Annotated in this window: 12 protein-coding genes; 7 read left to right on the plus strand and 5 right to left on the minus strand. The window is 43.7% G+C overall.

The window, feature by feature from the left end; translation table 11 throughout:
* Positions 1–95: 95 nt before the first annotated feature.
* Positions 96–1,247 (plus strand): iron-containing alcohol dehydrogenase, encoded by a 1,152-nt coding sequence (locus KAI37_RS09245; RefSeq protein WP_220031121.1) that lies wholly within the window; start codon positions 96–98, stop codon positions 1,245–1,247.
* Between the two features lie 95 nt (positions 1,248–1,342).
* Here KAI37_RS09245 and KAI37_RS09250 read toward each other — a convergent pair whose 3' ends face one another.
* The gene (locus KAI37_RS09250) at positions 1,343–1,939 is read right to left on the minus strand and encodes a TetR family transcriptional regulator (protein WP_023988140.1); all 597 of its coding nucleotides are present in this window, start codon (positions 1,937–1,939) and stop codon (positions 1,343–1,345) included.
* 247 nt (positions 1,940–2,186) lie between these two features.
* On the opposite strand from KAI37_RS09250, the gene KAI37_RS09255 reads away from it, so the two are divergent.
* The 4 genes from KAI37_RS09255 (at position 2,187) to KAI37_RS09270 (ending at position 5,978) form a co-directional block, all read left to right on the plus strand.
* Complete coding sequence (locus KAI37_RS09255; protein ID WP_220031122.1) at positions 2,187–3,308, plus strand: NADH:flavin oxidoreductase; 1,122 nt, start codon at positions 2,187–2,189, stop codon at positions 3,306–3,308.
* 277 nt (positions 3,309–3,585) lie between these two features.
* Complete coding sequence (locus KAI37_RS09260) at positions 3,586–4,008, plus strand: MarR family winged helix-turn-helix transcriptional regulator (RefSeq protein WP_025718540.1); 423 nt, start codon at positions 3,586–3,588, stop codon at positions 4,006–4,008.
* A 71-nt stretch (positions 4,009–4,079) separates the two neighbouring features.
* Complete coding sequence (locus KAI37_RS09265) at positions 4,080–4,661, plus strand: NAD(P)H-dependent oxidoreductase (protein WP_076292622.1); 582 nt, start codon at positions 4,080–4,082, stop codon at positions 4,659–4,661.
* Positions 4,662–4,997: 336 nt separating this feature from the next.
* The gene (locus KAI37_RS09270; RefSeq protein ID WP_220031123.1) at positions 4,998–5,978 is read left to right on the plus strand and encodes a MerR family transcriptional regulator; all 981 of its coding nucleotides are present in this window, start codon (positions 4,998–5,000) and stop codon (positions 5,976–5,978) included.
* An 8-nt stretch (positions 5,979–5,986) separates the two neighbouring features.
* Here the strand turns inward: KAI37_RS09270 and KAI37_RS09275 are convergent, their stop codons facing one another.
* Positions 5,987–7,435 (minus strand): alpha/beta hydrolase family protein, encoded by a 1,449-nt coding sequence (locus KAI37_RS09275; protein WP_220031124.1) that lies wholly within the window; start codon positions 7,433–7,435, stop codon positions 5,987–5,989.
* A 195-nt stretch (positions 7,436–7,630) separates the two neighbouring features.
* Here KAI37_RS09275 and KAI37_RS09280 point away from each other — a divergent pair, with 195 nt between their 5' ends.
* Positions 7,631–8,068: a MarR family winged helix-turn-helix transcriptional regulator gene (locus KAI37_RS09280; RefSeq protein WP_220031125.1), complete on the plus strand. Its 438-nt coding sequence runs from the start codon at positions 7,631–7,633 to the stop codon at positions 8,066–8,068.
* A gap of 21 nt (positions 8,069–8,089) precedes the next feature.
* Positions 8,090–8,920 carry a DegV family protein gene (locus KAI37_RS09285; protein ID WP_071640432.1) on the plus strand — a complete coding sequence of 277 codons (831 nt, stop codon included), beginning with the start codon at positions 8,090–8,092 and terminating at the stop codon, positions 8,918–8,920.
* 74 nt (positions 8,921–8,994) lie between these two features.
* Here KAI37_RS09285 and KAI37_RS09290 read toward each other — a convergent pair whose 3' ends face one another.
* From KAI37_RS09290 to KAI37_RS09300, 3 genes are all read right to left on the minus strand, one after another.
* Complete coding sequence (locus KAI37_RS09290) at positions 8,995–9,630, minus strand: hypothetical protein (protein ID WP_071640433.1); 636 nt, start codon at positions 9,628–9,630, stop codon at positions 8,995–8,997.
* Positions 9,631–9,840: 210 nt separating this feature from the next.
* Positions 9,841–11,067 (minus strand): MFS transporter, encoded by a 1,227-nt coding sequence (locus KAI37_RS09295; RefSeq protein ID WP_071640434.1) that lies wholly within the window; start codon positions 11,065–11,067, stop codon positions 9,841–9,843.
* Positions 11,068–11,136: 69 nt separating this feature from the next.
* Positions 11,137–13,164 carry a beta-galactosidase gene (locus KAI37_RS09300; protein ID WP_220031126.1) on the minus strand — a complete coding sequence of 676 codons (2,028 nt, stop codon included), beginning with the start codon at positions 13,162–13,164 and terminating at the stop codon, positions 11,137–11,139.
* Positions 13,165–13,213: the final 49 nt, after the last annotated feature.

Below are 13,213 nucleotides of genomic sequence, written 5' to 3' on the forward strand. Positions count from 1 at the left end.
AGATAACATTATAAATGTGAAATGTTTCACTTTGGAGAATAATTCCGTAGTTAGCGAGGCAACAAGAAGTGAATCCTTTAGGAGGCCGATTTTATATGAGCGCACATGTATTTTTTGTACCATCTATCAATCTTATGGGAACAGGCTGTTTGCATGAAGTTGGGCCGTATATAAAAGAACTGAATTTAAACAAAGCTCTAGTCGTTACGGATAAATTTTTGATGAAGAGTGGCATTGCAGGCAAGGTTACATCTTTGCTGGATGATATTGGATTGAACTATGCGGTATACGATGAAGTAAAACCAAATCCGACCTGTAAAAATGTACATGATGGTGTTCAGTTTCTGAAAGAAAACGGATGTGACTTTTTAATTTCGATTGGCGGAGGATCACCACAGGATACGGCTAAGGGAATCGGCATTATTGCTACCAACGGGGGACATATAACCGAGTATGAGGGCGTTCATAAATCCAAGCATAAATCGCTTCCTATTGTGGCTATTAATACCACAGCAGGAACATCGGCTGAAATCACGATCAATTATGTCATTACGGACGAAGAGCGCAAGGTCAAAATGGTTATGGTTGATAAGAATAGTGTAGCTACGATTTCGGTCAACGACCCTGAGCTGATGGTAGACAAACCCGCCGCATTAACGGCAGCTACAGGACTAGATGCTTTGACCCATGCTATTGAAGCTTTGGTTACGCCAGGTTCCTATCCTGTAACGGATGCGACTGCGTTGGCAGCAGTAGAGATTATTTTTAATCATTTGGCTCGTACAGTGAGCAACGGTCATGATATAGAAGCACGTGAGCAAATGGTATACGCTATTTTCTTGGGAGGACTTGCATTTAATAATGCCGGATTGGGTTATGTTCATGCGATGGCGCATCAGCTTGGCGGCGTATACGATTTGCCTCATGGTGTTTGTAATGCCATGCTGCTGCCGATTGTGGAGGAGGAGAATGCCAAGCATGTACCAGAGAAGTTTCGTGCCATCGCTAAGGTCATCGGTTTTGAAGATAAGGGGAAAACCGATAAGGAATGCGCAGACTATGTAATCCAAAGAATCAAAGACCTGTCGAAGGAAGTAGGGATTCCTTCCAAACTTTCTGAACTAGGTGTAAATGAAGTGGATTTGGATCTGCTTGCCGAGAACTCAATGAAGGATGCTTGCGCTCCGGGCAATCCGTTCATACCTAGCAAAGAACAAGTTATCGAGATGTTTAAGAAAATTCTTTAAATAAAAGATGCAATTATTTTACTAAATACTATAAGGGCTGTCCCAGGAACTGATCGAAGTACACTGGGAACGGCCCTTTTTATTCGCATTTTCTGCTAAGAGATTTGTGAGACTAGAGATAAGACAACCCCATTGAAGATTAAAGGCACAGCTCTCTCGGCTAAATCTGTAGGAGACTCTTTTTTTCCTTCCACATTCCAGCGAAAGGTTACACCATAAATGGACCAGCTTAGAATGGTCGCGGCAAGTTCTAACGTTCTTTGGTCTGTATTATTGGCTTCTCTTGTTATGAGTTGAAGTATGAATTGCTCTAATTGATTCTTAATATGTTCTTCCAGGATCGGTGCCACTGAATTATATTTATGAACGCATTGGTTACTTGAGTCGTGATAGTCACATAACGAAAGAATAAGTTTCTGAATGATCTCCTCCGACAAACGTGCCTCAGCATCAATCCTCTTGATAACATACTCCAAAAATGCATCTGACAAAAGGGTTTCAAGCAGTGCATATTTATCTTGAAAATGTGCATAGAACGTGGCACGGTTAATGGTGGCTTTTTGGGTAATGTCATTGATCGTAATCGTGTAGAAGTCTTTCTTATTTAATTGGTCAACGAATGCGTCGAGAATTAATCTACGTGTTCGAATGACGCGCGGATCGTTTGGGTTGGGTGAGGTTACACCAGGCATCCTCAAGACACTCCTTTCAGGTAAATTAAATGATTCCCCCATTATAAACATGTGTTGTTTTGTCAACAAGTGAGTTTAGTTATACAACAATTTTATAACCCTTTTGGTTAAGCAACAGAATGAACATTTTGTCGGTTGAATGATAAATTAAACATTGCTAACATTTCACTTGCACCCCGTTTGATGGTGCACGAGCCTTTTATAGAATTGCTAAAAAGCGATAAAAGAAAATGAGGAGGTACAATCCTTGAGTAATCAACCGCAAAATGTCCATTCAACAGAAGCTTTATTTCAACCTTATACCATTCATAATCTGACCCTGCAGACTCGTATTGTAATGCCGGCAATGGGCCGCGCTTTTTCACCAAATGGTGTGCCAGGACCGGATGTAGCCGCTTATTATCGCCGTCGTGCTGAGAATGATGTAGGTCTTATTATTACTGAAGGTGCAGTAATTGACCATCCGGCTGGAACAAGTGAGCCGAGGATACCTAATTTTTATGGAGAAGCGGCTTTAAACGGTTGGGCTGAAGTGGTCAGACAGGTTCATGAAGTCGGTAGCAAAATTTTTCCACAGCTTTGGCATATGGGGATGGCTCGTCCTTTGGGATCTCAGCCGAATCCCGAAGCGCTATCGATTGGTCCATCAGGGCTGAACCTGGAAGGAAAAAAAGTAACCGAGCCGATGACAGAAGAAGAAATCGCCAAGGTCATTCGCGCCTATGTCGATGCAGCTGCGAATGCAAAACGACTAGGCTTTGACGGCGTTGAAATTCACGGAGCACACGGCTATCTGGTTGATCAATTCTTTTGGGAGAGAACGAACCAACGTACGGATCGCTATGGTGGCGATATCATAAAACGTGCTCAATTCGCCATTGAGCTTGTGGAAGCTATTCGTGCTGAGGTTGGCCCTGACTACCCTATTGCCATGCGCCTATCCCAATGGAAAATGAATGATTACAACGCAAAACCGTTCGATACACCGGATAAACTGGGGCAATTCCTGAATGTGTTGGTACAAGCGGGCGTGGACATCTTCCATTGCTCGACACGTCGCTTTTGGGCACCTGAATTTGAAGGCTCCGATTTGAGCTTTGCCGGATGGGTGAAGAAGCTGACTGGAAAAACTACGATTACGGTTGGCTCTGTAGGTCTGGATGAGGATTTTGTAAGTTATACGGAAGGGAAAGGGGCAGGACACCAAGATATTAATGAACTTCTGGAACGGCTCGACAACAATGAATTTGATCTGGTAGCTGTTGGGCGTGCGCTTCTGGGCGATCCTGCATGGGCTACGAAAATACGTGAAGGCCGAATTCATGATCTTCAAACCTTTACACCTGAGGTACTTCAAACGCTCAACTAAAACATATCATACTTCGAATACCTCTTTATTTCATAAATAAACACTGTAAGCCAAAATACTCAAAGTCAGGTAAGGAACTTTGGTGTTTTGGCTTTTTTATGCGTCTGATAGTAGTCCACCATGAACCATTTAGATTAAGTCATATTTGCTCTAAAGTTTTCTTTTCTTGGGCACTCAAGTGTTTTAATCCTAGTTCTTTGAATCATTCATATGCTAAAACCAGATCAGACTGAAACCAACACTTGATATATATAGATGTCTATGTAATAATGCTTGTATGTTAAAAAATAATGCAGCTGCACTGATAGGAACCATTAGAGACTCGATCAATAAATTGATTGTGTCTGAGCTCGAATCGAATGGAATTGAAGGAATTGTTCCTACTCATGGTGGAATTCTAATGTTCCTTTATCAAAAGGACGGGCTTTCCATTAAGGAATTGACGCAAAAAATTTCTCGTCAGCAACCCACTGTCACTGTTTTGATCGACAAGCTAGTGAAGTTGGGGTATGTCGAAAGAAAAAAAGAAAGGGAAGATAGTCGAGTTACCCTGATATTTCTGACCGATAAGGGAAGAGAGATAGAGCCTGTATTTGAGATGATCTCCAATAGATTGCAAGAAACCATCTATGGTGGTCTCAAAGATGAAGAAAAAGAACAACTGGAATATTTGCTGGAGCATGTAAAAAACAGATTATAAATTTTTTAAGTAAATGTATAGATATCTATATTAATATCAAAATAACAATAAAACATCTGGAGGTTATTAAAATGAAACATCTTATTATTTATGCTCACTCTAACGCAGAAAGCTTTAATCACGCGATACTCGAAACGGTTGTAAATACTCTGAAAGAAAAAGGTGACGAAGTCGTTGTACGTGATCTATATGCCCTTGATTTTCAACCTGTGTTAAAACCTGAGGATACTGCCGCTATGAGAGCAGGGAAAACTCCGGCTGATATCAAAGTGGAGCAGGAATACATCTCACAATCGGATACGATTATTTTTATTTCTCCCATCTGGTGGACAGGTCTTCCTGCCATCCTGAAAGGTTACGTTGACCGTGTATTTGCATACGGATTTGCATATACGGCTGGTGCGGAAGGGATTAATAAGCTGCTTACAGGTAAAAAAGGTTTTATCGTGAATACACATGGTACTCCCAACGCGATCTACGATGAAATCGGTATGACCGCAGGATTGAAGATCACATCAGATACGGGAATTTTTGATTTCGTTGGAATTAAATCTGTCGGTCACTTGCTGCTTGGAAGTATCGGCTACCTTGATGAAGATGGCTATAAAGGACTGCTAAAACAAGTCCAAGACACGGTTAAAACGGTGCTGTAAAGTCAGTTCATATTCTTTTAGAAACGTAAGTCATTCTTTAAATGATGAGGTCAACCCGTATTTAGTGGTTGGCCTTTTCTTGTAAATGTTAATACTTCTCTAATATAGTCCAAACAACAATCTGATCCTGCTTGTTATTATTGGGATATACAAAACTAGCCTTTATACGATTTATTTTGTCATAATATACTATGGTGTAGTGCTTATCGTTAAAATCCGGGTTCTTTCTATAAGCAGTTAAATCAATGTCTGCAATATTTTTGCTTAGAGAAATGTTGTTTAGGGTCAATTGGGATAGGTAGAATATACGATTTAAATTGAAATGAGCCAAACTTGATGAGACAGGAAGGTGAACATGTGCATTCCATTGGGGAAGTCGCTAGAATGATTGGTTCGACTGTGAAAACGGTTCGCTACTATGATGAGATTGGTTTACTTAAGCCCTCAGAGTATACGGAAGGAGGACACCGACTATATACGCTGGAAGATATATGGCGCTTGAAGCTGATTACAACCCTGCGCTACTTGGATTTTGCTGTTGAAGATATACGACAAATGATATCTGGAGAAATACATATTGCCCAGGCACTAGACTGGCAAATCGAGGCTTTGGAAACACAGGTTGCAACATATACAAATATGATATCCATTTTGCGACAAGCTAAAGAACATGAAGTGGATGGACGTACAGGCGATTCATTACGTTTTATGAACGATCTGGTAGACTCCTTGACGATTAATGCGCAAAGGCGAAGTCAATTTATATTGGACAAAATGGAGGAGCCCGGCTTTTTGGATAAAGTCCCACCGGAATGGCGGGACACGTTTTTGTATTTTTTTAATAAGTATATTTTAAATGAAGTGAAAATATCGGCAAAGCAGACAGTAGCTTGGAATGAATTACAGGAGCTGATTAACGATCCTCAGTATTTGGCGGATTTGGAACGCAGCGAGCTTCCTTTTTTTAATATGGTGCATCAGCCACGAGTTCATGCTGCCACATGGGTCAAAAACATGGAGAACATTCGGATTCGGGTAGAGGCTGCTTTGGAACAGCAGTTAGCTGTGAATAGTTCTGTCGTACAAGCCATAGTCGAAGATTATGTCATGTTGTATGCAAATACAGAGCAAGTTAAGGATAAAACGTCGTTTTTCCGTCATTATGCCACACATGCACTGGATGCTGTACCTGAACCCATTCAGCGTTTTAATAAACTTTGCTTAATCTTAAATCCGAAATGGAGCTTAATTGTTGAAGGCATTGCTCTATTGCTTCAAGGAATGAAGTGGAAGCTTGAGCACATGGATGAAGGCTGAACAGTTATTCAGCCTTTCTCTAACGTGAAGTCAGGATGGTCACCTATGTCTTGCTCTATTCGTTCGAAGGGTTGCTGTTTTAGATAGTGATTAAAGAAATCGAGTGTATAAGTATTAATCAGTCGGTGCGTACTGCGTACATCGACACCCTCCATCCATTCAAATAAGGGTGAAATCAAATACATATCTGAAAAGCTTAAATGCTTAGCCTGTTTTAACTTCAACCAGTAATTCCCGCCTGCGGCTACCGAATAATATCGGGCATCGACCTCTTTGTAATAGTTGGTGACCTGTGTTCTGTCTGTACCCATCGAAGCAATATATGCATCACTCAGAGTGGTAGCGCCATTCAGTGTGTCCTCTGCACTCATCATCAGAAAGGGCTTATTCAGTCCGTCAATCGGGATTCGCTGTTGGCCATATAGCACGCCGTCCATGTTGATCCCCACTTTAATTCTTGGATCGTTCATCAGCATTTGCACCGTAGTAGCTCCACCGAAAGAATGGCCGAACATGCCGATACGTTCAAGATCCATACGTCCTGTAAAACGCTGATCTGGATCATGCTTGGATAGCTTTTCGATTTGATCGACTACAAATGAAGCATCTTTCACCCAACCTTGATTGAGTTTATCCATATGAGTAAATTGGAGCTGCTCAAATCCTTCTTTTCCTTGAGATTCAAAGTTCGCGATATGACCATCTGGAAACACGGAAGCCACGCTGTTGTACGTATGATCAATTCCTACCACAATATAGCCGTGACTAGCCAGTTGTTCGACCTGAAAGGTATTTTGATTTTTGTACCCGTGTAATCCATGTGAAAAAACAAGTACCGGATATTTGCCTTCCGCATCAGCCAGGGGGGCTTTTTCAACAGAATGTGTTTTAACGAACTCCAAATTTGTAAACAGTAGCTTGGGCAGATGTAAAACGTTATGCAGCGCCTGTGCGTACACATCCGAATGCAACAGATACGGAGCTATGCTTCCCTTGCTGGTCGAACTGGCTGGGTACCAGATTTGTACCATGAGTTCACGTTTATCGCCAGGTGCAGAAGTAAAGGTTTCCTCACGTGTATCATCTGTCCAATGGTAGGATACCGTTCCTATGGGGTATGGACCTGTAGGTTTCTCGAAAGCGAAAACGGGAAATAGGAGAGGAGAAGCGACGGTGATAACCGCATAAAAAGCTGCAAGTGTCGTAATTAAAGCATTTCGTACCCAATGAGAAAGAGCTCTGCGATGTACAGCAATCCACACAACGAAGAATAACGTCATCAGATAGGCTGGAATCATGGGCCAACGCAAACCTTCAATTAGTCCATGTGCCAGCAGGAATAGAATTAAGAGGCCGACACCAGCCCATAATCCTCGCGGTGATTTCTTTGGAGCAAATAGAAACCAACCGAGCATGATAATATTCATGATAATATAACACATTTCCAAAAACCTCATAAAATTAAACCCTCCTTGTTGTTTCCTCTGGTTGTCTTACAGTCCACAGTATAAAACCTCCTGCTACTGGACATTCAAGGGGGCATAAAGTATAAAAATTCACAAATATTTCATTGTTATTATTGTGGGCAATTCATTATAGTACATAGTATTAATAGTTAACTGTATGTATTATGTGTTTTGCGGAGGTTCACTATGAAAGATTATGAACTAAGGGAAGAATTGAGAGAATCCGTTAACCGGATTTATGACATGGAATTATTCAGTAGCCTGACGGAGCTTGTTCAGGGGGAAAACCATGTGCTTCAATATTTAGTTCAGCATCGGGATGATGAAATTAATCCTTCCTTACTCAGCGATCATCTGCATGTATCCAGATCAAGAATTACGGCAACGCTTACGGGATTAAGGAAAAAAGGCTATGTGACTATGGAAATGTCTGAGCATGACAGACGACGAATGTGTGTAAGGCTCACAGTAGATGGTGAATCCTTGATCAAACAGAAGCAACAGAGAATTGAAGGTTATTTTGAAGCGCTTGTAGTAGGTCTGGGTGAGAAGAATGTGAAGGAATTTATACGGTTAATTGAGCTTTCTTTGAGTATTATGAATGCGGGTTCTATTGAAAAATAACATAATGTGAGGGTGTACCGGGTGAGATATAAAATAATAGCAGACAGCTGCTGTGATTTAACGAGAGAGCTTAGAGAAGAGATGCAAGTTATTACGATTCCGTTAAATATGACGCTGGGAGATAAATGCTTCGTAGATGATGACACATTGGACTTGCCTCAGTTTATGGAAGAAATGAAAGCCTGTACAACCAAAATTGGATCCGCATCACCGTCACCTATGCTGTATAAGGAAGCCTTTCAAGGTGCGCATACTTCTTTTGCCATCACGTTATCCAGCAACCTGTCCAGTTCGTATTCCAGTGCATTGGTAGGAAAAGATATGGCGGAAGAAGAGGGGGCGGATGTTCATGTATTTGATTCGAAAAGCGCTTCGGCTGGACAGCTCTTGTTAGCTCTAAAACTACGCAAGTTGATTGACGAGGGGTATCATAAAAGCGAAATTATTTCTTCCTTGGAGAGCTTTATCAGCAAGATGAAAACGTACTTTGTTTTAGAAAATCTGGATAATTTGGTTAAGAACGGACGAATGAATAAAATCACTGGAAAGATACTTTCACTCTTGCATATCAGGCCTATTTTAGGCTCGGATGGTGACGGGAATATTGCATTTTTTACTCAAGCACGCGGTCAGAATCAAATTATCGAAAAGCTGGCAGATACTATTGAAAAAAGTGGCCGGGCTACCGAAGGAGAAAGCATCGTCATTACTCACTGCAATAATCCTGGGCTGGCGGAAAAATTAATGAATGCGCTGAAGAAACGCTATCAATTTAAAGATATTCATATTGTGTCCACCAGAGGGATTAGTTCAATGTATGCCAATGACAAAGGGATCATTATGGCCTTTTAAAAAATATTCAGGGTTTATCCTCGCTGTATGGATAAACCCTTTTTAGTACACTGAGACTTTGCGGGAGTTCACGCCTATCTCAATTTTTTAATGAGGACAGAAGCGTTTATGCTGGCTTGAGTCCCTCCGGCTTGTGTTTGCAGGGTAACAGCAGTAGTAGAGCTATGGTTTCGCAGAGTAAGGACGTCACCGCATGCCAGAGCGAGGATGGCTTGCCCTGTGTTCTGTTGTGCCCCGGCTCCTGAGCCGTATACAGTTCCCACAGCCAGTGCGCCATTAATAAAGATGGCGAATTGGTTAGGTTCCACACCGGACACCGAAAAGTGAACTTCATATTTTCCAGCATCGGATACAGCAATCTGTGTAGTTCCTGGAACATGAGCAATTCCAGGTGTAAGTATACCGTTCGTATCCAAAATGACATCCCCTTCAATCGGAACAACTTGGGGCTTCACGTTATAAATATAACCAAACTGTGCTAAATCACCTATGGTTCCAGGATCCCCTTCAGCCCCTAAAGCGCCATGATTAATATTCACACTTACAAGTTGCTTTTTGACGATGATATCTTTTCCAACCCCTTTCCGTTTCGAGCGGACTTTTCTCTTTGGGGGCTTCTCCTCAAACTTTTTTTCTAACTTATCAAACCAGGCACGGACAAAAACATTTTTTTTACGGCCTTTTTTCCGTTTTAATTCAGGATGACCCAATACAAACACCTCCATATGGTTTGTTGTATACTACTCCATTCATCTAGAGGAGGCATGGATATCTGTCCTGTGATTCATAGGAAACGATCTATTTTGACTAAAAACGGGCTACTGTACAAGGTGCATTCGTCTAGTATGTAAAAAAGCACCTTTGAATGTGCACTTGGATGACAACCAAGGAACAGACAAAGGCGCCCGTAGAGACGTGTCTCATGATGAAGCGGTATGAAGCCGTTTTTTGCGCACATATAGGGCGTACAAGATGCCCCCAAGCAGGCATAGGATACAGGCGAAGCCTGCCAGCAACCACGCCGAAGAGACTGCTCCACCACGATCCATGCTATTTCCGAGCCATAATGGCAGCAGAGCTCCCCCAACTCCACCTGCGCCGATAAGCAGGCTAGTGGTAGATTCTTCTGTACCCGGCATCATTTTGCTGGCAAAAACAAGTGCGATGGAGAAGATGCCGGACATGCCCAGCCCCAGCAGTACAATAAGGATAAAGGCGCCGGCAGTGCCTTTGATCAGTGGGAACACGCACAGCAGCACGGTCGCTGCCAGCGAGCTCAGGGCGACAAAGACACCGTAGCCGTATCGATCGGCAATGTAGCCTGTGAATAACCGGCCGGTAGCCATTGCTAACCAGAAGCAGGTGACACTAAGTGCTGCTTCGGCTTGTGTGAGACCCAGCCGTTCGATGAACATGGAGGGCAGGAAATTAGCCAGGCTCATCTCTGTCCCTACATAGATAAAGAAAAAGACGATAAATAGTGCAAGTAGCTTCCAATTGCCTATAGGGCTACCCTTAGAAGCCTCCACCGTGGGGGATTTGGGTGAGTTAGTGGAACGCATATGGTTATCACCTTGGTGTTCCTGTTGGTCTAATACAGCGTCCAGCGTGCCGAAGGACCCGCGCAGCCAAGCTATGACGGTGACGGCTGCAAACATGGAAATGATGGGAAAGGCCAATCGCCACCAACCGAGAGCAATGAGCTGGCTGGCGATAGCGGGCATAGCCAAAGCACCAATCCCAAAAAAGACTTCCAGACGGCTCATAGCCGCGCCCGTTCCTTGAGTAATACCGCTAATAATAATAGTGCCAATGAGTGTTTCTACCATACCGAAGCCAAACCCGGCTGCTGCCCCGACGGCATATAGCCAACCCCAAGGCGGCAACAATGAGTAGAGCACTTCCGCCGCGCACAGCAGGAGCAGGGCGAATACCAGACTTCGGCGTTTGCCGAAACTCCGGGCAAGCCACGGCGACAGCAGGACTCCAGCCAGAAAACCGGAAAATTGAGCGAAGATTAGACTTCCGCCATCCGTATAATTTCTACCGTAATGCTCTAACAACACAGGCAGTAGGGAGCCTACAACCACGTGTGCCAGGCCGATTAAAAAATAAGATAAGCTGCCGATCCATAGCAGTCGTTTCATGATGAACTCCTTTGATACCTAGATTTGACTTATGCAGCAAGCTGAACTGCATGAGTCAAATCTGAGTGATTATGATAGCTCCAGTATTTGAAAGCCGTAGCCTTCAATAGAAATATCTCCTTCCAGGTATTTACCACTGATCAGCTCATTCCCTTTCTGATCATCCAAATGATATTGCTGCGTCTGGGCGTTATGATTCAGAACGAATAGATATGATTTTCCATCTTTGGTCCGTACAGTGGCTTCTACACCCGCAGGAGCGCGCAGCAGGGATGGAATCCCTTTTTGCTCACAAATGTAGTCCAGCAGGCCATCAAGGAAAGTCTCTTCAGGATCTGAAGCAACGTACCATGCCTCACCTTGACCGAAGCGATTGCGTGTCAGCACTGGCATGCCCTGATAGAAATCATCGCCGTATTCGGCCAGTACCTCGGCGCCTTCGCTATGCAACAAGTCGCAGAGCAGACCGCATTTATATTCACCTTGTAATACCCCCATCTTTTCTTTCAATACAATGCGGTTGTGTGATTCCGGCAGAAGCGCGTCAATTTCTTCCACCCAGATCCCAAGCAAGTTACGCAGTTTACCAGGATATCCTCCGGTTGTGACCAGATCGGTTTCATTTACAATGCCACTGAAAAAGGTCGTTACGAAGGTGCCGCCATGCTCTGTGAATTGTTCCAGCTTCTCGGCGGTACCCGGCTTGACCATGTAGAGTACAGGCGCGATAATGAGATCATATTTCTGGAAATCTGCATCAACAGAAACCAGGTCTACCTGTACATTCCGCCGGAAGAGGGGAGCATAATACTTGTGTACCTGATCCATATACTTCAAGGCGACAGAAGGGCCGCTTGATTTTTCCAAAGCCCACCAATTATCCCAATCGAATAAAATGGCTACTTTTGCATTAACGGTCGCGTCAAGTAGCGTGTTGCCTAATGCGCTAAGCTCACTGCCAAGCTGTGCCACCTCGCGAAATACACGTGTGTTCTCATGCCCGGCATGCTCAATGACGGCCCCGTGGAATTTCTCACAAGCGCCGATCGAGCGGCGAAGCTGGAAGAACATGACCGTGTCCGCGCCATGCGCGACTGCCTGATAACTCCATAACCGCATAACGCCGGGCCGTTTAAGCGAATTATACGCCTGCCAGTTCTGCTGGCTCGGTGTTTGCTCCATCAGCATAAAGGGTTGACCATCCTTCAAGCCGCGCATCAGATCGTGCGCCATCGCCGTATAGCTTATCGGAGTATTGGCCCCGGGATAGCTGTCCCAAGATACAATATCCATGTACTTAGCCCATTTAAAATAGTCCAGTTGCTTAAAAAAGCCCATCAGATTGGTTGTTACCACGGCATCGGGAACATGTTTTTTAATCGCGTTATATTCCAGTAGGTAGCAATCCAGCATACTGTCTGAATTGAAGCGCGCATAATCGAGGGATATGCCCTGAAAGCAGGAGTGATTTTCTCCCCAATGCTCGCTCAGATTATTTGGCGGTACAATTTCATCCCAATCATAGAAGGTGTGACCCCAGAAGGAAGTATTCCACACCCGGTTTAGCTCTTCCAGTGATCCGTATTTTTGCTTGAGCCACACCCGGAATGCGGCCGCGCAGTTATCACAATAGCAATCCCCGCCGTACTCATTGGACACGTGCCACACGAGGATCGCGGGATGGTTTTTGTATCGTTCTGCAATTCGGTCAGCCATCTGCTCCGCGTATTTTCGATACGTTGGACTGTTCGGACAAGAGTTGTGGCGGCCACCGAATTTCCGCTTCCGTCCGTCAGCGTCCACCCGGAGAACGTCGGGATAGCGGGTAGCCATCCAAGCAGGGTGCGCTGCCGTGCTAGTAGCTAGACAAACGAAGATATCGCTTTCATAAAGACTGTCAATCAATTGATCCAGCCATTCAAAATGATATGTGATTTCATCGGACTGAATTTTGGCCCATGAGAATACGTTGACCGTGGCGATATCAATCCCTGCTTGCCTGAACATCCGTAAATCTTCCTGATGCGTGGCCTCATCCCATTGCTCAGGATTATAATCTCCACCGTAAAATACTTTAGGAAGTTTGCTGCTTATCATGTCAATCACCTCTGTATATAAGAATAATTCTATCTTATAATACAAATAA

The organism is Paenibacillus sp. S25, from assembly GCF_019454085.1.
GTDB lineage: Bacteria > Bacillota > Bacilli > Paenibacillales > Paenibacillaceae > Paenibacillus > Paenibacillus polymyxa_B.

Bases quoted from the DNA above. Each gene is read 5' to 3' on its own strand.
- KAI37_RS09245 (WP_220031121.1), top strand. From the start codon at position 96: ATGAGCGCACATGTATTTTTTGTACCATCTATCAATCTTATGGGAACA.
- KAI37_RS09275 (WP_220031124.1), bottom strand. From the start codon at position 7,435: ATGAGGTTTTTGGAAATGTGTTATATTATCATGAATATTATCATGCTC.
- KAI37_RS09265 (WP_076292622.1), top strand. From the start codon at position 4,080: ATGAAACATCTTATTATTTATGCTCACTCTAACGCAGAAAGCTTTAAT.
- KAI37_RS09295 (WP_071640434.1), bottom strand. From the start codon at position 11,067: ATGAAACGACTGCTATGGATCGGCAGCTTATCTTATTTTTTAATCGGC.
- KAI37_RS09270 (WP_220031123.1), top strand. From the start codon at position 4,998: ATGAGACAGGAAGGTGAACATGTGCATTCCATTGGGGAAGTCGCTAGA.
- KAI37_RS09250 (WP_023988140.1), bottom strand. From the start codon at position 1,939: ATGCCTGGTGTAACCTCACCCAACCCAAACGATCCGCGCGTCATTCGA.
- KAI37_RS09260 (WP_025718540.1), top strand. From the start codon at position 3,586: ATGTTAAAAAATAATGCAGCTGCACTGATAGGAACCATTAGAGACTCG.
- KAI37_RS09280 (WP_220031125.1), top strand. From the start codon at position 7,631: ATGAAAGATTATGAACTAAGGGAAGAATTGAGAGAATCCGTTAACCGG.
- KAI37_RS09300 (WP_220031126.1), bottom strand. From the start codon at position 13,164: ATGATAAGCAGCAAACTTCCTAAAGTATTTTACGGTGGAGATTATAAT.